Origin of the sequence: Shewanella sp. GutDb-MelDb (assembly GCF_002836075.1) — a bacterium.
Taxonomy (GTDB): domain Bacteria; phylum Pseudomonadota; class Gammaproteobacteria; order Enterobacterales; family Shewanellaceae; genus Shewanella.
In genome coordinates this window covers 1-21,139 of the sequence record NZ_PJBM01000114.1, presented here as the reverse complement: position 1 = coordinate 21,139, position 21,139 = coordinate 1, and the positions used below count along the sequence as shown (strand labels likewise).

Below are 21,139 nucleotides of genomic sequence, written 5' to 3'. Positions count from 1 at the left end.
ATTTAAGTTGATTGATTTGTTTGTCGTCAATACATATTGTCACATGTCTATTTAATGCTGCCTTTGTGTGTGATTGATCTAAGTTACTGTTAATTTGTGACTAATAAGCTCTGTAAGAATAACCTTTGTATTTTACTTTTTTATTACGATGTTATTTTGGCACTCGTCATTTTAATAACTATTTAAATCATTTCGTCGGTTATTTGACGGTATTTTATTGTGTGGGGATTTATAATTAAAACAACTGCGAAAGCTAATCTAATTAAGTCTGCCCAAGGTGTTGAATTAAGACCTGTGGTGTTGATTAAAGAAAAGTTGGCTCGAAGTCGATTGTTGATGCAATTGTCATTGTGCCAGCGTCCAATATTGGATGCCGTTAATTTGTTACTCATGCCTATTATACGCCAAGGTCATTTAGCGCTATCAAATGTATCCCTCAGTGCCAAAAGCAATCAAGTGACACCGCAATTACACCATGCTTGGTTTTTGCTGAGTTATAACCGTATTGAGCTAGGTTGGTGGGAAATAGACAAGTGCACCTTAGATCAGCTGGCAAGTGGCTATTATGGTAGCTGTTTGACAGCTGCAAAATCCCCGCTAAGGGCGCCCAGTCATTCTGAACTTCGTATCGTGAAACGGATAATAATGGCAGTGATAGCAAGGTTACCAGTGACCGACATGGATGCCGATAAACTCGAGCTTGAACTGGTATTGAATGCTGCACCTATTAAAGCCACTGCCTGCTGTGAACTGAGCTTTCCGCCTGGGCATGATGGTCACCCCATTCGTTTTTATATGGCTGAGCACTTGTTAGAGTTGATGGCTGAGCAGCCGAGTCAATATCAGGCTGACCCTGAGTTGTCAGAGAAGTTAGCCAATAGACTCAAACAAATTCCATTGCGAACTTCGCTGGAGCTTGGGCATCAGAGTATGCCTGTTACCTCACTACAAAATGTTGCTGTAGGCGATATTTTACCGATGAACTTACATTCTCGCTGTCCGTTGACGGTTGGGAAAAGACCGCTTTTTTATGCCACCGTACATACCCATGAGGGCCAAATAGTGGCCAAATTAACTCAAGAAGCCTTTCAAATGGAGGAACAATCCAATGGCTGAAAATAGTATTTTGCAGGATGACAATTTTCTTTTAGATGACGATTTTTTTGCAGAAGATGTGATTGATGAACCCAAAGTTCAGGCTAAGCCTGTAAAAGACATGTCGTTTTTTAATCAGCTTCCTGTACATGTGACGCTAGAGCTCGCTAGCGTAGAGATATCTTTAGGGGAGTTGGCAAAAATGGGTGAGGGCGATGTTGTTGCGCTTGACCGCATGGTGGGAGAACCACTCGATATTCGTGTTAACGGTGCATTGCTTGGGCGTGGTGAGGTGGTTGAGGTTAATGGTCGCTATGGTGTGCGTTTACTTGAAGTCGAAGCGACGAGTCTAACCGGAGCAGTTAATTAACTATGTGGCGAGTGTTGCTGGTTGTATTCGTCTGTTTTTCATCGACGGCGTATGCAGGAGATGGGTTAACGTTATTTTCGCTGGCTGATGGTGATAAAACCCAGTCTGTAAACGTTAAATTAGAGATCTTGGCACTAATGACAGTGCTGAGCTTCTTACCTGCACTATTGATGATGTTGACCAGCTTCACCCGGATCATTGTCGTGTTGGCAATTTTGCGGCAAGCATTGGGTTTACAACAAAGTCCACCCAATAAGGTGCTGATTGGTATTGCCTTAGTGATGACCATTTTCATTATGCGTCCAGTGGGGCAAGCCATCTATGATGAGGCCTTTTTACCGTACGATCTGGGACAAATAGAGTTGACGGAAGCGGTTGATCGTGGAGAGAAACCATTGCGAGCGTTCATGTTGGCGCAAACGCGTGAAACGGATCTTGAACAGATGCTAAAGATCGCTGATGAACCGACAACGTTAACGACTGAGCAGATCCCTTTCTTTGTGCTTATGCCGGCATTTGTGTTGAGCGAATTAAAAACAGCGTTTCAAATTGGCTTTTTGCTGTTCCTGCCTTTTTTGGTGATCGATTTAGTGGTCGCTAGTGTCTTGATGTCGATGGGAATGATGATGCTTTCACCCCTAATTATCTCCTTGCCGTTTAAGCTGATGGTCTTTGTATTAGTGGATGGATGGTCAATGACGGTTAGCACTTTGGTCGCCAGTTATGGATAGGAAGATGATTGATGGATTAGATCACCTGCAGAGGAATAACGGATGAGTGATGTAAAGAGTGATCCGCAAATGTTGGTGCTATCAATAGGCGACATTATATATCTACTGCTTGGCACTATGATGCTGATGTTAGTCGTGTTAAATGACTGGCCCAGTGTTATTGCTCTACTCGTTCGCGGATATTTTTAGCGTTATGGACGTCAATGAACTTACCGGAATGTTTGCTGAGGCGATATTCCTTGTCGTGACAATGGTCGGGGTTTTGGTTGTTCCGGGGTTGTTGATGGGATTGGTTATTGCAGTGTTTCAGGCGGCAACTCAGGTCAATGAACAGACGTTGAGTTTTTTACCGCGACTGGTACTAACGCTATTGATGGTGCTGTTCTCAGGTGAATGGCTATTGATGCAGATCAGTGATTTCTTTAATCGATTGTTTATGAATATTCCCCATATCATTGGTTGAGGATTAGTAGCATGTTATCGCTTACCTCTGTCCAAATCAGTGCTTTTATCGGTACTTTCTGGTGGCCATTTTGCCGTATTATGGGCGCATTTATGGTGATGCCTTTCTTGGGCAGTAACTTTATACCCGTTACCGTGCGTGTGTTGTTAGCGTTCAGTATTTCAGCCTTAGTTGCACCACTCCTACCGCCAGTGCCACAAGTGGATGCCCTCTCTTTTATGGCATTAATCTTAGCGATAGAGCAGTTGCTTATTGGTTTTATGTTAGCGCTATTCTTATCGATTATGATCCATGTTATGACGCTACTTGGCGCAATGATGTCGATGCAGATGGGTTTATCGATGGCGGTGATGAACGACCCTTCTAGCGGAGGGAGCAACCCTATTATTGGCTTGTGGTTATTGCTTTATGGCACCCTATTATTCTTGGCATTAGATGGCCACTTAGTTGCTATTGGCATATTGGTCGATAGTTTTAGATTGTGGCCAATAGGGAGCAGTGTGTTTGATTTGCCACTAATGGGGCTTATTGGGCGTTTCTCCTGGCTGTTTGCCGCAGCGTTTATGTTGGCATTACCGGCTATTTTGGCCATGCTAGTCGTTAACATTACGTTTGGTGTGTTAAGCCGAGCCGCACCCTCATTAAACGTATTTGCACTGGGTTTCCCGATGTCGATGTTGATGGGACTGCTATGCGTGTTCTTCTCTTTCACTGGTTTACCTAACCGTTATAGCGATCTGTGTTTAGATGCTCTGTCCTCCATGTATCAGTTTATTGGTGGTAGCCCATGAGCAGTAAAGATACCGGTCAGAGTAAAACTGAAAAAGCGACACCGCAGAAGCTTAAAAAAGCTCGCGATGAAGGCCAGGTTCCTCGCTCAAAAGACTTAGCGTCTTCGGCGCTGATTATCGGTTGCTCAATATTACTCACCACTACCGCAGACTGGATAGCCTCTAAAGTCGCCGAGATGACGAGAGTCAACATGTCGTTCACCAAGGCGCAGTTAGATGAGCCTGGCATGATGATGAGGCACTTGGCGTATTCATTATTGGAAATACTCAATATTCTGGGCCCACTGTTTTTAATGGTGGGCATCATTGCAATCATTACTGGGGCAATGCCGGGTGGACCTGTCTTAAGCTTTAAAAATGCGAGTTTTAAATATAGCCGTATCGATCCTATTGCGGGCTTAGGTCGCATTGCGTCGGTTAAGTCCTTGGTCGAGTTAGTTAAGTCGATACTAAAAATAGTGCTATTGATCAGCATTATGTTGTTATTTCTGGAAAAAAACTTCCAAACCTTGATGGCTATCAGCCAACTACCTATTGATGAAGCAGTCTCTCGTGGGATCGATATGTTGAGTCTGGCCATGCTCTATCTGGGGCTAGGATTGTTAGTCATCACCTTTATAGATGTGCCTTATCAATATTGGCACCATCACAAAGAGCTAAAAATGTCTTTGCAAGAGGTGAAGGATGAGCACAAACAGCAAGATGGTAAGCCTGAGGTTAAAGCCAAAATTCGTCAAATGCAGCAACGTATCAGTCGTTCAAGGGCGGACGTTTCAATCCCTAAAGCTGACGTTTTACTGGTGAACCCCAACCATTATGCCGTGGCGCTAAAATATGAATTAACTAAGGCCGATGCGCCGTACGTTGTGGCTAAGGGAACTGACGAGCTGGCGCTCTATATGCGTGATATCGCCAAGCGTCATGGTGTTGAGGTTGTTGAGTTGCCGCCATTAACGCGCGCAATATACTACTCCACACAAGTTGAACAACAGATCCCCGCAGGGCTCTTTGTGGCGATCGCCCATGTACTGACTTATGTCATGCAGCTGCAGGCTGCGCGCCAAGGTCAGCAGGCCAAGCCTGATCCTCTACCCCACTTTTTTATTCCTACAAATTTACAACATGATTAAAGGTTATTTGAATTGATGAACTGGTTTTCACGTACTTTTGCCGGTAGTCCAAGTTATATCGGTATTCCAATTATGCTGCTAGCGGTGTTGGCAATGGTGATTTTACCGTTACCGCCTTGGCTGCTCGATATCTTTTTTACCTTTAACATCGTGTTGGCGGTGATGGTGTTACTTGTTGGAGTATCCATTCGGCGACCCTTAGAGTTTTCGGTATTTCCAACGGTACTACTGTTAGCGACCTTATTACGTCTAACATTGAACGTTGCCTCGACTCGAGTCGTGTTGATTGAGGGGCATGAAGGCGGCGATGCTGCTGGTAAAGTGATTCAAGCTTTCGGTGAGGTGGTGATTGGCGGCAACTATGTTGTTGGTGCGGTCATTTTCCTTATTTTGATGATCGTTAACTTTGTGGTGATCACTAAAGGTGGCGAGCGAATTTCAGAAGTCTCGGCGCGCTTTACTTTGGACGCTTTACCCGGCAAACAGATGGCGATTGATGCCGATCTTAATGCGGGTGTGTTAACGCAAGAACAAGCTAGAGACAGGCGACAAGAGGTCGCCCGTGAAGCTGATTTTTACGGTTCAATGGACGGCGCTTCAAAGTTTGTTCGTGGTGACGCGATTGCCAGTATCCTTATTCTGACCATTAACATGTTGGGCGGTTTGGCAATCGGTGTCTTCATGCATGACTTAAGTGCCGGAGAAGCCTTTAAGACTTATGCCTTGCTCACGATTGGTGACGGTCTGGTCGCACAAATCCCCTCGTTATTGCTTTCAACTGCTGCTGCCATCATTGTGACTCGTGTGTCCGATGCCGAAGAGATGCCAGAGCAATTGCGTCAGCAATTGTTGGCCAACCCTAAAACATTGGTGACCGCTGCGATCGTAATGCTGATCCTAGGTATCGTGCCTGGTATGCCGAGCTTAGTATTCTTATCTTTTGCGGCACTGCTGGGGTTTGTGGCTTGGAAACAGGGTCAAAGGCCGCCAGAGATTGCCGAATCTAAAGTTGAACAGCTGCGGGAAACCAATTTAAGTGAGCCATCCGCTCCCAGTTGGGACGGCCTACCTTATACCGATCTGATTGAGGTGAGGTTAGGGTATCGTTTAGTGCATTTGGTTGAACGCAGTAAAGGAGCTGAGTTGCAAAAGCGCCTGACCGGGATCCGTCGTACACTATCTGAACAAGCTGGTTTTTTATTGGCAGAAGTGCGAGTGCGCGACAACCTGTCATTGGCGCCTAATGCTTACCAAATTAGTTTAATGGGTAATCCTGTTGTCACCGCAGAGTTAGATCCTGATAGGCTAATGGCCATTAAGAGTGGCCCGGTATTTGGCGACATAGATGGGGTGATTACCAAAGAGCCTGCTTACCAAATGGATGCCACTTGGATAGATCAAACTCACAAAGCAAAAGCGCTCAATCTTGGTTACTCGGTTGTCGATAATGCCACTGTTATTGCCACTCATGTGAGCAAGTTGATCCGTGAATCCCTACCCGATATGTTGCAACATGATGATGTACTGTCGTTGAGTGATCGTTTGGCCAAACAAAGCCCTAAATTGGCGGAGTCGCTCAATAACGCGTTAACGCCAATATTACAGCTTAAGGTCTATCGTTTGTTGCTGAAAGAGCAAGTGTCACTAAAGGATATTCGGACCATTGCGACGACGTTACTCGATTGCAGTGAGAACACGAAAGATCCAGTATTATTAGCCGCGGATGTACGCTGTGCCTTGCGCAATACTATTTTGCACTCGATTGTGGGCGCAGAGCCTAAACTTAATGTGATGACATTAGCCCCTGAGCTTGAACAAACCTTAATGTCGGCGCTTAACCAGTCACAACAACAGGGGAAGGGATCACTAGATAGCTTTCCGGTTGAGCCACAATTGTTAGCACAATTACAGCAACGAATGCCGCAGTTATTAGCGCAGGCGAAGGAGCAGGGTCATAGCCCATTATTGTTAGTCTCTCCTCAACTGAGGCCCATTTTGGCTCGTTATGCCTTGGCGTTTGCACGAGGGTTGCACGTGTTGTCTTACAATGAGATCCCTGAAACGCGTGAGTTGTTAGTCGCTGGGCAGTTAGGTTAGTCAAAGGGAGCAGTAGCAAGGGACAGCTTATTTCCCCTTGTTACTGTGTCACCGTTTAGAGTTAGCTCGCGACGGTGAATCATAGTGGTAAAGCACCTACTGATACGAATATGTACCTCCTCCAGTTGCAATATTTTTCACGAAACGTTTGATAATGATGCCTAAGGCAGAACGCTAATTCATCGTTTAAAGTGGACTTACCCTTGGGGCTACTTCAGCTGGATTACATAGCTGTCGATGGTGTACCCACCCTCTTGATACTGTTTTACAAACTGCATTCCCAGCTTTTTCAGCACATGGATAGAGCCGCTATTTTCTGGCATCACTTCGCCATAAACCATATCCAAATCCATATGGGCACGAGCATAGGTGAGACACGCTTGGTTTGACTCAGTGGCAAAGCCTTGGCCCCAATAGTCGGGGTGAAAACGGTAACCAATATCGACAGCATTAATACGCGTTTCATTTTTAAAGCCACAAAAGCCGATAACCTGCCCGGTCTCTTTTAGCACCACCGCCCAACGAGCAAAGCCAAATTCTGCATACTCTTTAATCCAGATGTTTTCGATGATCCCAGCGGCATCTTCAACACTTTCGCACAGACCGGCATCACCCGTGTAGCGGTTGACGATTTCTGGAGAGTTAAAGTGGTAAACAGCTTGGGCGTCATCGCGATTGAATTCGCGAATGATCAAACGTGCCGTTTCAGTAATGATTTTCATGTTATTTGCTCCCAATTCTGTATTGGTTTTTACTTTACCTATAGATTGAAATGCAAAACAGATACAGTTAAAGCCAATAAAACCCAATACAGATGGTGAATCACTAATGGCAGCGTTTAAATATCGAAAAGTTGTCGATGAGATCATGACTGCCATTGAGCAAGGTCAACTGACGGGAAAGCTAATGTCAGTGCGCACATTCGCTAAACAAAGGCAGTTGGGGATATCAACGATCATGCAGGCTTATCATGAATTGGAGCGTTTAGGCTGGGTGGTCGCCAAGCCCAAACGTGGCTATTTTGTGGTCTCTAGAGTCAATGCCAAACCGCCTAATTATGGTCGTCAAATCAATAGGGTGCTTGCCGGGTTAACACTCGATAGAGCGGTGCAATACTCCTTTAATGATGATGATATTTTACCGTTATCGTGCACTGCACCCAGTACAGTGATAGATCCCGAGTTGCTGCTTAATCAGCTGCACAAAAAAGCGCTGGCTAAACGGCCTTATAAGCTATGGATGCAAGATCCAATCGAAGGCGTTGCTGCGTTTAGGCAGGCTATTTGTCAGCATCTGTTGCGCAGTCAGCAAGTGTTTAATTATGAACAAGTTCTGATCACTAACGGACGACAAGAAGGGTTAATGCTAGCGCTTATCGCAGCTAAAGCTTTACAGCAGCCGATTGCTGTCGAGTCACCTATGTCATTTTATTTTCAAACCATGTTGAAACAGTTCAATGCAGATGTGGTTGAAATACCTATGCAGGCTGACTATCAAGACGAGCTTGCGCTGTTAAGTAGCGCTTATGAATCGCAGTCTTTTACGACCTATTTGGTGAATCCCAATTTTGCTGATCCTACTGGCAGAGTGCTCAGTAACAGCGAAAAACTACAGCTTATTGAGTGGGCTGAAAAACATCATGTGACGTTAATTGAATATGATCGTGGTGAACTCTATTTTGGCAGTGAACGCCCAGTGACGATTGCAAGTTTGGTGTGTGAGCAGTCATCATGCCGAGTGATCTGCATTGTCGATTTTTACGATACCATTTCACCGACCATCAGCTTGGGCTATTTATTGTGTATTAATAGCTTTGATGAGTGTCAATTTGCTAAGCAAACCGTCGCCGAAGAGCCAAGTATCTTGCTGCAGCACATGGTACAAGAGATGATGGATTCTGGCCGCTATCACAAGCACCTCACTGCACTTAGATCTCAAATACAGCAGAACTACAGTGCGACAATGGCACTGCTTAGGCCGCACTTGGCTACCATTACCGCAACACCGTTTTATCTTAGTCAGCCTAGCGGCGGCCCTTGTATTTGGTTTCAGCTGCCAGCGGATTTAACCAGCCAAGCGTTGTGGTATAAAGTGATTGATAATAAATTGTCTATTGCCCCTGGAGCCATGTTTACGCTCGATAGCCGTTACGATAATTATTTCCGAATAACCTATGCGTTGCCATGGAATGAGGAGATGGAAAATGGAATTGGTTTACTGGGGCAGATTATCGCGGAGTATGTACAGCAATAGCGTTAGGTTGCGAGGTGAACGTGAATTAGATGGCTATTTTTATCCTCAATTTCTGCACCGTCGATCTCTTTAGTTACTCGGTGAAGATAGTTATAAGTGGCTGTAAAATGCTAATTTTTTATCACCTATAAACTTGAACCTTTACAGTCTTCTACTAATCTTTATTGAAATAGTATTTCAACAGGGATTGTGTATGACGTTACCAGCCAAGTTTCTTATTTTCGCGGTATTAGGACTGACTCCTATCGCGCTGTCATACGGGTTATACCCTCCGATCACAATGCAGTTTTTATTTGGTATCGAAGCAGAGGGCACTAATTTTACCCACATCTTTCGCGCCATTATGGGGCTTTATTTTGCAAATGCATTGTTCTGGTTACTCGGGGCATATAAGCAAAAATATCGACTAGCCGCCTTATACAGCCTCGTTATTTTTATGTTTGGCTTAGGTGCCGGACGGTTCTTGAGTTTAATAATTGACGGTATGCCTCACTGGCTACTCTTTGTTTATCTGTTACTCGAGATAGGCTTTGGTGTGGCGGGTATTTATATGATTAAAAAATCAGGAAAAGAGGAATTAAAATGAAAAGGATGTTCAAATTTATAGCGTGTGGAGTTTTGATGGCACTCTCTTTTTCGGCGACTGCCGCAAAAGATAAACCGAATATTTTTGTTATTTTTACCGATGACATCGGTATCTCTAATCTCAGTGCGTATCACAACGGGGTGATGAGTAGTCGCACTCCCAATATCGATAGCATTGCTGAAAAAGGCATGCTGTTAACTGATTATTATGCGCAACCCTCATGTACCGCAGGACGTTCGGCCTTTATGACGGGACAATTCCCGGTGCGAACAGGTATGCATACAGTGGGGTTACCCGGTGGCCCTGTCGGCTTGAATCAAGATACGCCAACGCTGCCTGAAGTATTGAAAACCATGGGGTATATGACAGGCCAGTTTGGTAAGAATCACTTAGGTGACCGAGATGATTTTTTACCGACCAAGCATGGTTTTGACGAATACTGGGGCTGGTTATACCATTTGAATGCAATGGAATACACCGAAGATCCCGATTGGCCAAAAGATAAAGCGTTTCAGAAGTTTGCGCCGCGAAACGTGATCCATGCTAAATCCGATGGAAAGGGTGGCCAGTCGATTAAAGATGACGGACCATTGTCTATTGAGCGGATGCGGACGCTTGATGATGAAGTTAACAAGCACACCATTAACTTTATTGAAAAAGCAGTAAAAGCGAACAAGCCATTTTTCACCTGGTATTGTCCATCTCGCGGCCATGTATGGACACACCTTTCACCCAAATATGAAAAAATGCTGGGTACCAATGGTTGGGGTCTTCAAGAAGTGGTGATGAAAGATCTCGATGATCATGTTGGTGAGATGCTGGCAAAAATTGAAGAGCTAGGGATTGCCGACAATACCATTATTATTTTCACAGCCGACAATGGACCAGAGATCATGACTTGGCCTGACGGTGGTATGACGCCGTTTCATGGTGAGAAAGGAACCACTTGGGAGGGGGGCGTTAGAGCGCCATTTTTGATCCAGTGGCCTAATAATATTCCTGCTGGAACAGTGAATAATGGCATGTTTGATGGAATGGACTTATTGCCCACCTTAGTCGCTGCAGCGGGTGGTCCTCAGGATTTAAAACAGAAAATGCTCAAGGGCTACAAAGGTTTTACAGCCCATCTAGACGGTTACAATCAGCTGGATATGTTAACTAAGGATGCTCCCTCCAATAGAAAGGAGATCTTCTATTACGAGCGCACCAAACTACAAGCTGTGCGAGTCGGTAATTGGAAGGCACATTTTGTGGTGCAAAATAATGGCTGGGGTGGCGCAAAAGAGGAGCTAAATGCACCGCTATTGTTTAATTTACGTCAAGACCCCTATGAAAAGGCTGCCGAGGAGTCGGGCATGTACCTTAAGTGGATGGGGCAAAAAATGTGGGCCTTTGGTCCAGTGCAAGAAGCGGTAGCGCAGCATTTAGCCACGTTTAAGCAGTGGCCTGCGGTGACGGCTGACAGTGGCCCGATTAACACCGGTGGCGTCGGTAACTAGAGGCGGAAAGTCGTAGTTGAAATAGCGACACTTTGAAAGCTCATCATTTACGATGAGCTTTTTTATGGACAATATAAAGGGCTACTAATTCGATAACCCTGTTTTCTCTCTGTATTTGTTTGCGGTAAATTGCACTAGCATATAGATACAGCCACTATTCTAACATTGAAAGGAACACCTAATGATCGAACAAGGACAAGCTTTACCCGCAGGCACTCTGGCAGAACTCACAGCCGATGGTATGCTAAATCATAATGTTGCTGAGCTATTCGCCAATAAAAAAGTGGTACTTTTTGCAGTACCTGGCGCCTTTACACCGACCTGTTCTGAAGCTCATCTGCCTGGTTTTGTAGTGATGGCTGACGAATTCAAATCTAAAGGTGTTGATATTGTTGCATGTGTTTCAGTTAACGATGCATTCGTCATGAAAGCATGGGGAGCTGCGCAAAATGCATCTGAATTGATGATGTTAGCCGATGGTGATGCAAGCTTTACTAAAGCATTAGGACTCGAGATGGACACTGCTGGTTTTGGCGGTGTGCGTTCACAGCGTTATGCGATGGTAGTTGATAATGGCGTAGTCACAACATTAAATGTTGAAGCACCACAGTCATTTGAAGTCAGTACTGCTGAAGCGATTCTAGCGACACTTTAAGCGGTAAAAGCATCTAAAAAAGGAGCTTAATAGCTCCTTTTTTATTTTGCTGTTTTTAGAAATAATGCACGTATTCAACGGCAACGCGATACAGTACGTCATCAAAGCCAATCAAGTCTTGCTCTGATTCTCGGTCAATATATTGAGTGATAAAGTGCAGCAAGTTATTGTTATCAGCTAACGGCACGACCACGCTCATGTTTAGGCGGTTAAAGGTGTATGACTTACCATCTTTATAACCCCAAAGGCCATCATAACGGCTGTAATCAATGCCTAACTGCACACCAGAGTGACCAAAGGTGTAACGGTTGCTCCAAGCAAAGTAGTAGCCGTAACCTCGACGATTTAACTCATCTTCGGTAATGCCTTTATATTCGCGTGGCCAATCGTCATCTTTCTCTTCTTCGCTATACGCAACACCAAGTGTTAGGCCTAGGTCATAGTAATTGACATCACCGTAGCGATTGTTGAGTCCAAGCCCTGCAATGGCGAGTTGTTCAAATTCTTCAAGTTGCTGGCTGTTATAGTGACCTTCGTAGCGACCTACAAAGCTTAAGGTGTGGTTAGCGTTATTGTTGATATTCATGAAAGGACGTTGGTACTGAAGCTTCATGTCCATCGAGTTACGATATCTATCTTCGTCGTATTTTTCTGAATCTTGCTCGTAATAATAAGTGCCGCGGACTCTAAAGTAATTCTTGTCTAACTGGTAGGTATTATCGTAGCGAAGGTTGTCCCAGATGACAGAGACACCCACACCTTTAGACAGGGAGCTATCAGGAGAATCTTCATAGGTTTCCATAGCCGTTAATATGGATATTGCAAAAGGGGAGTCAGACTCGGCTGCATTAACCTGACCTGATAAAAAGCTTGTCGCGATAACCGCGCTTAAGAGGAGGTTGTTCATAATATCCCTATTCCCTTTGTTAAAATCCAGCATAACGCTATTGAAAGTACTGTTATTTTAGCTGGATTCTTACAGAAAGGTTACAAAAACCTAGCATCGCCGGCATGTTTGTCAAACGCTCGTCTTAATGCCTAAGCTGACTTCGATATTTTCAACGCTCAATTCAACCTCTTTGGCTATCTCATCACTTTGCAGTGAGGCAGCTTGAGCATGGTCTTTAAGGCTGTTCATTGCGCTAACAAAATCGTCCAAATAGCTGACTTGCTCTAAGGCACTATTAGCCCCTTGTTTGGCGGTACTGGCCATATCGCTTGCTTGAGATTGCACATTTTGAGCGACTTGCCATAGGCTCTGTGCGCGTTGTCTTTGAGTCTGTGTAGCCTCTTCAATGCCATGCACCCGTTCATCAAGGTCAGTATTAGCTTGAGTGAGCTGGTTGAGGATCTGCATAATCTCTTTTAGTGAGATTTGGGTTCGTTGCGATAGATTCCTGACCTCGTCAGCAACCACGGCAAAGCCTCTGCCTTGCTCGCCTGCTCTGGCAGCTTCGATAGCAGCATTAAGGGCGAGTAGGTTGGTTTGTTCGGCAATATTACTAATCACATCAATGATTCTAGACACGTCAGAAACCGACGTTGTAAGGCTAGCAAGCGATTGATGGCAATGAGTGACTGCAACTTGTGAGTCTGCTGTTGCATCGAGCACGGCTTGGGCTTCTTGCTGGCTGAGCTGCATCTGCTGCATGGTTTGTTGTGCGCTTTGCTCCACTTGCCCCGAGGTTTGACTCACATCTTGTGCCAATACACGGATATGCTCAGTTTGGTCTTGTGCGGTGAGCACAATATTTTGAGTTTGCTCTGTACTGGCAGAAAGGTATGAAATACGGTTAACGAGTAAGCTAAGAGATTTGGATACATGAGTTATCTGTTCACGTTGTACCTCATCTTCTTTTTCGAAGCGCTGTAAAAGCTGGTTGAAATGGCCCGCAATTTGACCCGTTTCGCAGCGACGCTGAATTGCCAGTCGCTCTCGACTATTGGATTCACTTAACTTGTGGAAGGCGCGGTTAAGATGTTTGAGCGGTTTAATTACCCGCCGTTGTTGCAGTATTAAATAGCCAATAGCAAAAAGAATAAGCACAGACACCATAGTATAGATAGCGATACTGAGCTCTTGCTTTAGTTGCTGATTATGTTGCTCTTGCTCCATACCGAGCGCCAATAATAGCTGTTCGATGGTGGCGATATCCTGAGCCATTGCTTGCTGAGTACGTTGGTTTTTAATCAATAGCGAGTGGGTATTGTTGACCTCTTTGTTATAACGATGACTTAAGCTTAATAGTTCACTGTGGGCGCTCTCTCCTATCTCTATCTCTTCTCCGCTTTCATCTCCGAGAGCAAACTCGTCAACTTCCAGCGTTTCATATATCCCGATAAGCGGCAGAGCATCGAGCTTGTCATGCCACAAGTTAAGCTCATTAATAAGGCTGTCTAATATGGATTTCAGTCGCTGCTCTTTGCCGACCAAATACCCGTCAGTGACTTGCGATAAGTCATAGATCAAGGGTGGCAGTTCTCTGGTTAAGGCTAAGTATTTATTGGCAAGTCGTGGCTGTTGCTGCAAGCCTTGAAACGCATAATCAGTCAGACGACGATTGTAATCGAGCATCTCTGATTCAGCATGGGCTAATAATTGCCTGGGATTACCTGCAAGCTTACCCGCAGCGCGATAGTCATTATCGAGGGCGATAATAAAGTGTCGAATCGAAGCTTGTAGCGGCAACACTTCAACGCTTTGTTGTTGACTGATTTGCATCTCAATTTTAGCTAAGTTGAGCTTAGCTTGTTCAAGCTTACTAGCGTCGCCACTAGTAAGGTACCTATCAAGCTCACGTCTGATTTCAACTAAAAAGGTTTTTTGGATCTGTTGTAGCTGGGAAGTTTGTTGCTCAATGAACAGCCGCTCTTCACTGCTCCAAAACACGACGCCAGCGAGTAATACTGCAATGAGCAGCAATACAGCTGATGCAGAAAGCGATAGGGTTGATATTTTCATTCCGTTGACTCACATCAAAAAGATGATGCAAGAATATGTCACTTAGATTACAAAAAAATTACAAGAAAACAGCGAATACTAACGCCATTGAATCGATGACTAATTTAGCGCTCTCTCTGGGCTTTCAATGTTAGGCGTATTGTTGAAGATTCCATAGACGACGGCTTGAAAGAGGCTCTGATTCAATGATTGTGACGCTATTCTAGCGGCAGCCAAACTTGGGCGTGCAGGCCGCCTTCATTGCGATTGGTGAGAATGACTTTACCTTGGTGACGGTCAACGATTCGCTTGATAATTGCTAGACCTAAACCTGATCCGACGCTACCGCGGGCGGTATCGCCCTGAGTGAAAGGTTCGAACAGTTTGGGGATCTGATCTTCAACGATACCGGGGCCATCATCCTCAACACTAAAGCCAAGGTATTTGCCGTTAAACTGCGAGCTTATTTTGACCCAGCCATTGCCATAACGATAAGAATTTTCCACTAAATTACTTAAAATACGTTTGATAGCAATGCCTTGCATCAGAACTTGTGGGCATTCACTTAAATCGGACTCAATGGTGCCTTCACGATTAGATTCTGCTTGGATCACGTCATTAATCAAATCGTTAATTTGTTCTAGCTCGCGAGTACCTTCTTGGTCTTGTCGTATATAGGCGATGAATTGATTGATAATGGCATCCATATCTTCAATGTCATGCACAATGCCATCTTTTAAATACTGGTCCTCTTCAACCATCATCTCAGACGCCAAACGAATTCGAGTTAAGGGGGTTCTGAGATCGTGAGAAATCCCCGCCATTAACAAGGCTCTGTCTTGCTCTAGTTGTTTCATGCAATAGGACATCTGGTTGAACGTATTGGTCACCTCAACAATTTCACTAGAACCACTGATGGGTAAAGGCTCGGGGTAATCACCACGAGACACTGCAATTGCGGCTTTTTGTAGGCGTCTTAAAGGGCGATTTTGCTGGCGGGCAAACCACCATCCACCGGCGACACTCAAGGCGCCTATCACCATTAAGTATAGGGTGAGTGGCGAAAGGTTTTTCTCGTTCAAGCCGATGAGCGGAACTTTAATCCAAAGAGAGGGAGCTTGAGGTGGACGGATCCAAATTTCAAACTCTTCACCTTGTGCAATGCGCACTTCGGCTTCACCGCCGAGGTATTCTGACATTTGTGACGAGAGAAAACCGTAATAGGTTGCCCGTTCAATACCTGCTTGACGCGCCTCTTTTTGATTATAAAACTGCATGGCATCGTCACCCACTTTGGCATTAAGTGCGTCTACCATAGTGAGGTGTTCACGGCCAACATCGACCCCGTCGACAAACAACAGTTTTACTTGGCGTGCAATCAGTTGGTTAATTTGTTGATAGCTCGGCTTAATAAAGTAAACCGCAACTGAAAGGTAAGACACCAATTGATTAGTCAGCAGTAAGCAGCCAATTAACATCACTGTTTGGCTGAAGGAGCTGCGGGGGACTAAGCGGTGCCACCATCTCTTTTTCATACTACTTTCGTGATGAGCCATCAGGCACAAACACATAACCTAAACCCCAAACCGTTTGAATGTAGCGCGGGTTAGCAGCATCGGTTTCAATTAAGCGGCGTAAGCGTGAGACTTGCACATCGATAGAACGCTCAAGTGCAGAGTAATCTCGGCCACGGGCAAGGTTCATCAATTTATCGCGTGATAGAGGCTCACGAGGATGACTGACTAACACTTTTAATACTGCAAACTCACCGCTGGTAAGGGCAATTGCCTCTTCGCCATGATGCATTTCACGCGTCGCAAGATTGAGTGAGAATTCACCAAAAGTGATCTCCTCTTCTTGCTGGGTCGGTGCACCGGGTACTTCAGGCGTTTGGCGGCGCATTACCGCTTTAATCCGAGCCAGTAACTCTCGTGGATTAAAAGGCTTGGGCAGGTAATCATCTGCACCCAGTTCTAGACCGATAATCCTATCGACTTCATCTCCCTTCGCGGTGAGCATAACGATGGGGATAGTGTTACCTGTTTGACGCAGTCGGCGACAGATGGAAAGACCGTCTTCACCAGGGAGCATCAAGTCCAGTACCAGTAGATGGAAGTTTTCGCGCTCTAATAAACGGTCCATTTGTTCGGCATTGGCCGCACTGCGGACTTGATAACCTTGCTCCATCAGGTAACGCTCCAATAAGGCGCGCAGCCTCATATCATCGTCGACAACGAGAATTTTTGAGGTTTCTTGTCCCATGCGTAGGATCCTTTTTTTGCTAGGAGGGCCAATAGGTATAGGCAACTGGCTGATATTGAAAATGAATTAGCCTAATATAGCCGCTTTAATATGTTGATGACTAGCGAGTTATTCCGCAATCGCACATTTATGTCGTTAAGACTAAATGAATCGAGTTGTTAAGGTATTGAAACATTTAGTAATAATTCTTTTGTTTGACTGTATTTGAAATTGTAACCAAATTGAACAAATTGCTAATATAAATGCTCACAAGTTGACGCAACATTTCTGCCGCGTTGTAAAGTGCCTCGACAGAGCTGAATTATGCTATGATTTTTGGCCTCAGATTATCGTTAACCTTTAAAAAGTAGTCCGTATGAGAACAAACATCGTCACCCGAGCAGGTTTCGAAAAATTGCAGAAAGAGCTTAATTACTTATGGCGCGAGCTTAGACCTGAAATCACTAAGATTGTCAGTTGGGCTGCGAGCTTAGGCGATCGAAGTGAAAATGCGGACTTGAAATTAGTACCATCACTCTGATATCAAATGGATTCAACTGTATGATTTTAAACATGTAATAAATAGTATTATACTTTTTGTTGTGTACTATTTTAAGGAGGAACAGTAAGCTAATCTCGACTGAGAGCAATAAGATGATTTCCTAAGGTAATTGGAACTTAAGACTAATGTGACCTCCGCTCCTTAAATCTGCCTTCTAATAGCTAAAATAGTTTTGTCCTTTTCTGCATTGTAGAATGAATTCATTCTCTATCTGTTAATTAATCTAGTTTAAAGTAGCATTTCCTGTAGAGGTAAATGTCTTTACCTGGTGGCAATTCAAGATGTGTTTCATTCGAGTATGTAGCTATAAGAGAAACTTGCAATCACCTATCAAAGCTTGACATTGGGTATGTTCATAGTCGATTTAGTGTGCCTACAGTAGTGTGTTTGACTATATGGATTGACAGTGAGTAGATTGTGTAATGATCAGGTGCCGTTTTTATTTTCATGTATTTATGATGGATCAATAAACCAATTATTTTGATTTGTTAAAATGCAATGCAATTAAGATGTTGAATATTAGAGGTTTGCATTGTCTGTGATATCGATGTTAAGTGTTCATCTACATCCGTATATAGGGTAAACTATGGGCATTCGCAACTATTAAGTTGTTATCAAAAAAAAAGAGTACTAACAGCAGTGAATCCACATTCTTTGCCTAAAAAAAGAGAGCTCGGTGCTTACTATACGCCACCTGCATTAAGTCAGGTCTTAGCTGATTGGGCAATTAAGAACGCGAGTGAAAATATCTTAGAGCCCAGTTTCGGCGGTTGTGGTTTTTTTGATAGCAGTATTACACGATTAAAATCGCTAGGTTGCTTATCACCAGATAAGCAGTTGTTCGGTGTAGATATAGATCAAAATGCATTTGACATTCTTCATAGCAAGTTTCATAAACTACTTTCCATTCAAAAACGTTTTCTGAAAAATGATTTTATTAGAATTGAGCCTTGTGATTTTTCTATAAATAGATTTGATGTCGTTATGGGAAATCCTCCGTATGTTTCAATGCATAATATGACTCAAGAACAAAGAAAATCTTGTGAGGTGATATTACGTAATTCGCCTTTTTCTTCGTTTACCTTGGGGCGCAATGCGAGCCTGTGGGCATTTTTTTTATTACATAGCCTTGCTTTTTTGAAAAATGGCGGAAGGGTAGCTTGGGTCTTACCAAGTAGTTTATTACATGCTGAGTATGCTAAGAAGCTCATAGCCATACATAGAAAACACTTTAGGGTTTTAAAAATCGTAAAGCTAGCAGAGAGATTCTTTAGAGAAGAAGGAGCTAAAGAAACCTCTGTTATCCTGATAGCGGAAGGCTTTGATCGTAAGGGTAAAGAAGAATGTTCGTTTACAGTAAAAGCTGTAGATAATTTGTCTGAACTTAAAGATGCAATCGCAATGACGACTAGTAGTAGTCATATGGAGATTGAGCACTTTAAGTTGGCATATATATCTGAGGACATACGTGAAATTTATCAAAAAGTTTCATTTAGGAAAGAGTCTAAGCCACTTAGCCATTATTTAGATATCAAAATAGGAATGGTTACAGGTGCAAACAAGCAGTTCATCATAAATAAGGAGACTGTAAAACAGTTTGAACTCCCTAGCTCTGTACTAAAACCTGTTGTTGGAAGATTTTCTTCTCTTGCAGGTATTCGGCATACGAAACCTAGACAAGAAAAGATTCAGAGAGAAGGTCATCGTGCGTTTTTAGTTAACCCTTCTCAGTTGCAAATGAATGATAAAGAAAGTTTGGTTCGAGAGTACTTAACTCAAATAACTGAAGAAGAGAAAATAAAGAACCGTACGTTCAAAAAACGTCCTAACTGGTTCGAACCAGATTATGGTATTGACTCAATCATTCCTGACGGCTTCTTATCTTATATGATACACCTTGGCCCTCGAATAGTAATAAATCAAGGAAGGGTTAATTGTACTAACTCAGTACATAAAGTCTTGTTTCATGATAAGACATCCCCCTCTAAAATGAAGTTGGCTATAGCGGTTTCAATGCTATCAACCTATTCTCAATTTTCTGCAGAGGTTGAGGGGCGAGTGTATAGCTCTGGTGTATTGAAGATAGAGCCAAGTGCAGGTAAGAAGATAAAAATTCTATTATCAGAAGATTGCATCGATGATCTTAATGCCCTCATTCCTAATTTAGAAAAGGCAATGGCAGAAGAATATCCTTTAGCTATGGAAATGGTTGATAGTGTATTAATTGAGCATGGTATGTTAACAAAAAAACAAAGCAATGGTTTGGCTAGAGGCGTTCATAAACTTAGATGTGAACGTTATAAGGGAGTAAACTTAAGCCATGAAAAGTGAAAAAGGTGTAAGAAAGCAATTAGAGCTGCTTCTTGATAAGAAAAACACGAAGATTGATTATGGAATGGTTCTCGATTTGGCTTCCAAGCTATCAGAGTTTGATCGTGAAAATGTTCGGTTCACTGTTGATGGGAATTTGGTCAAGCGACTAGGTGAGCAGCTTGTTGCTAAAAAAACAACGGCTTTAAGTGAGCTAATTAAAAATTCGTATGATGCTGAAGCTGAAAATGTTGATGTGATTTTTGAAGAAACTGAATTACCTGGTGGAACGATTACTGTCATAGATAATGGTAATGGCATGACTAAAGAGGCTTTAATAAAAGGCTTTATGACCATTAGCACTTCTGACAAAGAAGATAATCCAATTTCTCCACGGTTTGGTCGCTCACGAGCTGGTCGCAAAGGGATTGGACGTTTTTCAGCTCAAAAAATGGGGGGGAAGCTAACGATTGTTACGAGATCTGCACCTGAGCTTCCATTTCTTGTGGTGACTATCAATTGGTCTGATTACAAAGCTAAATCAAATTTACTAACGGTTGCCAACTCTATTATTGAAAGTACAGATGATTTTGGTTTTGAGAAAGGTACTAAATTAGTAATATCTGACATTAATGAAACGTGGAGTGCTGAAAATCTATCTACGACATTTAAGTACATAAGTTCAGTAATAAAAAGGAATCCTCAAAAGCAGTCTGCTGGAATTATTGATCCTGGTTTTCAAGTGATTTTTTATACACAGACTCCACTTTCAAGGGAGTTACTGCCGCTTAAAACAGATCAAACAGAATTTTTGAGTGAAGCAACGTCCACAATAAAGGCGTATATAAATAGCGATGGAAGGATTGTTATTAATATTGAAGGTCTGAACAACCTTTCAATTAGTGATACATATGAACTACCTGAAATAAAATCTCAAGCTTTGCAACAGGCCGAATTCAAATTTGAAGCCCATTATTTTGCATTACCCAAAGGCCACTTGCAGGCCTACACAAGACAAAATGGTGGTATAAAGTTATATCGAAATGGATTCTATGTGTCCCCTTATGGAGAGCTGTACAATGACTGGCTTGGTTTAGATGACTCTGCTCGTAGAAGGCGAATATTACCATCCCATGCTAATACTAACTTTATTGGCGGAGTTGATATAGTTGATCTTGATGGTTCATTATTTGATGAAACCTCATCTCGTGAGGGGTTAATAGAGAATGATTGCTTCTTAGAATTACGCTCTAGTTGTTATGAAGTAATAACCAGTGCGGTTAAACGAATAGCGTCAGAGCGAGGAATTAAGGTTACAGCTGGTCAACGAGGCTATAAGAAAAAAGATAAAACTGTAGAAGAAAAATTAAGTGATAGTTTAACAAGTATAAAACATGTAATTGAAAAAATTGAGG

19 protein-coding genes and 1 pseudogene are annotated in these 21,139 nt (G+C 43.2%); 15 read left to right on the top strand and 5 right to left on the bottom strand.

What is annotated here, in order from left to right; genetic code table 11:
* Positions 1-219: 219 nt before the first annotated feature.
* The 8 genes from CXF82_RS02410 to flhA are packed head-to-tail and all read left to right on the top strand — an operon-like array spanning position 220 to position 6,677.
* Positions 220-1,116, top strand: a complete 897-nt coding sequence (locus CXF82_RS02410; RefSeq protein WP_257982716.1) for a FliM/FliN family flagellar motor switch protein — start codon at positions 220-222, stop codon at positions 1,114-1,116.
* On the top strand, positions 1,109-1,465 hold the full coding sequence (gene fliN / locus CXF82_RS02405; RefSeq protein ID WP_101090809.1) for a flagellar motor switch protein FliN: 357 nt from the start codon (positions 1,109-1,111) through the stop codon (positions 1,463-1,465). The genes CXF82_RS02410 and fliN overlap by 8 nt, the downstream gene beginning before the upstream one ends.
* Before the next feature lie 2 nt (positions 1,466-1,467).
* A complete protein-coding gene (gene fliP / locus CXF82_RS02400) occupies positions 1,468-2,196 on the top strand; it encodes a flagellar type III secretion system pore protein FliP (protein ID WP_101090807.1) in 729 nt (242 codons plus the stop codon).
* Positions 2,197-2,238: 42 nt separating this feature from the next.
* The gene (locus CXF82_RS22245) at positions 2,239-2,385 is read left to right on the top strand and encodes a hypothetical protein (protein ID WP_157822904.1); all 147 of its coding nucleotides are present in this window, start codon (positions 2,239-2,241) and stop codon (positions 2,383-2,385) included.
* A 4-nt stretch (positions 2,386-2,389) separates the two neighbouring features.
* Complete coding sequence (locus CXF82_RS02395) at positions 2,390-2,659, top strand: flagellar biosynthetic protein FliQ (RefSeq protein WP_101090806.1); 270 nt, start codon at positions 2,390-2,392, stop codon at positions 2,657-2,659.
* An 11-nt stretch (positions 2,660-2,670) separates the two neighbouring features.
* Positions 2,671-3,450: a flagellar biosynthetic protein FliR gene (gene fliR / locus CXF82_RS02390; RefSeq protein ID WP_101090804.1), complete on the top strand. Its 780-nt coding sequence runs from the start codon at positions 2,671-2,673 to the stop codon at positions 3,448-3,450.
* Positions 3,447-4,580 (top strand): flagellar biosynthesis protein FlhB, encoded by a 1,134-nt coding sequence (flhB, locus tag CXF82_RS02385; RefSeq protein WP_101090802.1) that lies wholly within the window; start codon positions 3,447-3,449, stop codon positions 4,578-4,580. Before fliR ends, flhB begins: the two co-directional genes overlap by 4 nt.
* 15 nt (positions 4,581-4,595) lie before the next feature.
* Positions 4,596-6,677, top strand: coding sequence for a flagellar biosynthesis protein FlhA (gene flhA, locus CXF82_RS02380; RefSeq protein WP_101090800.1), 2,082 nt, complete (start codon positions 4,596-4,598; stop codon positions 6,675-6,677).
* 209 nt (positions 6,678-6,886) lie between these two features.
* On the opposite strand, the gene CXF82_RS02375 is transcribed toward flhA, so the two are convergent.
* Positions 6,887-7,399 carry a GNAT family N-acetyltransferase gene (locus CXF82_RS02375; RefSeq protein WP_102043611.1) on the bottom strand — a complete coding sequence of 171 codons (513 nt, stop codon included), beginning with the start codon at positions 7,397-7,399 and terminating at the stop codon, positions 6,887-6,889.
* Between the two features lie 106 nt (positions 7,400-7,505).
* Between CXF82_RS02375 and CXF82_RS02370 the strand changes: the two genes are divergently transcribed.
* The 4 genes from CXF82_RS02370 to CXF82_RS02355 all read left to right on the top strand — a co-directional run bounded on the left by CXF82_RS02370 (position 7,506) and on the right by CXF82_RS02355 (position 11,670).
* Positions 7,506-8,930 carry an aminotransferase-like domain-containing protein gene (locus tag CXF82_RS02370; RefSeq protein ID WP_102043610.1) on the top strand — a complete coding sequence of 475 codons (1,425 nt, stop codon included), beginning with the start codon at positions 7,506-7,508 and terminating at the stop codon, positions 8,928-8,930.
* Between the two features lie 193 nt (positions 8,931-9,123).
* Positions 9,124-9,516 carry a DUF4345 domain-containing protein gene (locus CXF82_RS02365; protein WP_102043609.1) on the top strand — a complete coding sequence of 131 codons (393 nt, stop codon included), beginning with the start codon at positions 9,124-9,126 and terminating at the stop codon, positions 9,514-9,516.
* A gap of 35 nt (positions 9,517-9,551) precedes the next feature.
* Positions 9,552-11,015, top strand: coding sequence for an arylsulfatase (locus CXF82_RS02360; protein ID WP_257982715.1), 1,464 nt, complete (start codon positions 9,552-9,554; stop codon positions 11,013-11,015).
* A gap of 181 nt (positions 11,016-11,196) precedes the next feature.
* Positions 11,197-11,670 carry a peroxiredoxin gene (locus CXF82_RS02355; protein WP_102039916.1) on the top strand — a complete coding sequence of 158 codons (474 nt, stop codon included), beginning with the start codon at positions 11,197-11,199 and terminating at the stop codon, positions 11,668-11,670.
* Between the two features lie 55 nt (positions 11,671-11,725).
* Here CXF82_RS02355 and CXF82_RS02350 read toward each other — a convergent pair whose 3' ends face one another.
* The 4 genes from CXF82_RS02350 to ompR all read right to left on the bottom strand — a co-directional run bounded on the left by CXF82_RS02350 (position 11,726) and on the right by ompR (position 16,873).
* Positions 11,726-12,577 carry a hypothetical protein gene (locus tag CXF82_RS02350; protein WP_102043607.1) on the bottom strand — a complete coding sequence of 284 codons (852 nt, stop codon included), beginning with the start codon at positions 12,575-12,577 and terminating at the stop codon, positions 11,726-11,728.
* Between the two features lie 111 nt (positions 12,578-12,688).
* Positions 12,689-14,632, bottom strand: coding sequence for a methyl-accepting chemotaxis protein (locus tag CXF82_RS02345; protein WP_102043606.1), 1,944 nt, complete (start codon positions 14,630-14,632; stop codon positions 12,689-12,691).
* A gap of 197 nt (positions 14,633-14,829) precedes the next feature.
* Positions 14,830-16,146: a two-component system sensor histidine kinase EnvZ gene (gene envZ, locus CXF82_RS02340; RefSeq protein ID WP_101090789.1), complete on the bottom strand. Its 1,317-nt coding sequence runs from the start codon at positions 16,144-16,146 to the stop codon at positions 14,830-14,832.
* Position 16,147: 1 nt separating this feature from the next.
* Positions 16,148-16,873, bottom strand: coding sequence for an osmolarity response regulator transcription factor OmpR (ompR, locus tag CXF82_RS02335; RefSeq protein ID WP_101090787.1), 726 nt, complete (start codon positions 16,871-16,873; stop codon positions 16,148-16,150).
* 355 nt (positions 16,874-17,228) lie between these two features.
* Between ompR and greB the strand changes: the two are divergent.
* The 3 genes and pseudogenes from greB to CXF82_RS02320 form a co-directional block, all read left to right on the top strand.
* Positions 17,229-17,369 (top strand): annotated as a pseudogene (greB, locus tag CXF82_RS02330) (transcription elongation factor GreB); the annotation flags it as partial.
* A gap of 684 nt (positions 17,370-18,053) precedes the next feature.
* Positions 18,054-19,745, top strand: coding sequence for an N-6 DNA methylase (locus CXF82_RS02325; protein ID WP_102043605.1), 1,692 nt, complete (start codon positions 18,054-18,056; stop codon positions 19,743-19,745).
* On the top strand, positions 19,735-21,139 hold a 1,405-nt coding region (locus tag CXF82_RS02320; RefSeq protein WP_180961157.1), incomplete at its 3' end, for an ATP-binding protein. The genes CXF82_RS02325 and CXF82_RS02320, both read left to right, overlap by 11 nt.

What these genes read in the sequence shown, in the direction of transcription:
- fliN (WP_101090809.1), top strand. Translation starts at nt 1,109, where the DNA reads ATGGCTGAAAATAGTATTTTGCAGGATGACAATTTTCTTTTAGATGAC.
- fliP (WP_101090807.1), top strand. Translation starts at nt 1,468, where the DNA reads ATGTGGCGAGTGTTGCTGGTTGTATTCGTCTGTTTTTCATCGACGGCG.
- CXF82_RS22245 (WP_157822904.1), top strand. Translation starts at nt 2,239, where the DNA reads ATGAGTGATGTAAAGAGTGATCCGCAAATGTTGGTGCTATCAATAGGC.
- CXF82_RS02395 (WP_101090806.1), top strand. Translation starts at nt 2,390, where the DNA reads ATGGACGTCAATGAACTTACCGGAATGTTTGCTGAGGCGATATTCCTT.
- fliR (WP_101090804.1), top strand. Translation starts at nt 2,671, where the DNA reads ATGTTATCGCTTACCTCTGTCCAAATCAGTGCTTTTATCGGTACTTTC.
- flhB (WP_101090802.1), top strand. Translation starts at nt 3,447, where the DNA reads ATGAGCAGTAAAGATACCGGTCAGAGTAAAACTGAAAAAGCGACACCG.
- flhA (WP_101090800.1), top strand. Translation starts at nt 4,596, where the DNA reads ATGAACTGGTTTTCACGTACTTTTGCCGGTAGTCCAAGTTATATCGGT.
- CXF82_RS02375 (WP_102043611.1), bottom strand. Translation starts at nt 7,399, where the DNA reads ATGAAAATCATTACTGAAACGGCACGTTTGATCATTCGCGAATTCAAT.
- CXF82_RS02370 (WP_102043610.1), top strand. Translation starts at nt 7,506, where the DNA reads ATGGCAGCGTTTAAATATCGAAAAGTTGTCGATGAGATCATGACTGCC.
- CXF82_RS02365 (WP_102043609.1), top strand. Translation starts at nt 9,124, where the DNA reads ATGACGTTACCAGCCAAGTTTCTTATTTTCGCGGTATTAGGACTGACT.
- CXF82_RS02360 (WP_257982715.1), top strand. Translation starts at nt 9,552, where the DNA reads ATGGCACTCTCTTTTTCGGCGACTGCCGCAAAAGATAAACCGAATATT.
- CXF82_RS02355 (WP_102039916.1), top strand. Translation starts at nt 11,197, where the DNA reads ATGATCGAACAAGGACAAGCTTTACCCGCAGGCACTCTGGCAGAACTC.
- CXF82_RS02350 (WP_102043607.1), bottom strand. Translation starts at nt 12,577, where the DNA reads ATGAACAACCTCCTCTTAAGCGCGGTTATCGCGACAAGCTTTTTATCA.
- CXF82_RS02345 (WP_102043606.1), bottom strand. Translation starts at nt 14,632, where the DNA reads ATGAAAATATCAACCCTATCGCTTTCTGCATCAGCTGTATTGCTGCTC.
- envZ (WP_101090789.1), bottom strand. Translation starts at nt 16,146, where the DNA reads ATGAAAAAGAGATGGTGGCACCGCTTAGTCCCCCGCAGCTCCTTCAGC.
- ompR (WP_101090787.1), bottom strand. Translation starts at nt 16,873, where the DNA reads ATGGGACAAGAAACCTCAAAAATTCTCGTTGTCGACGATGATATGAGG.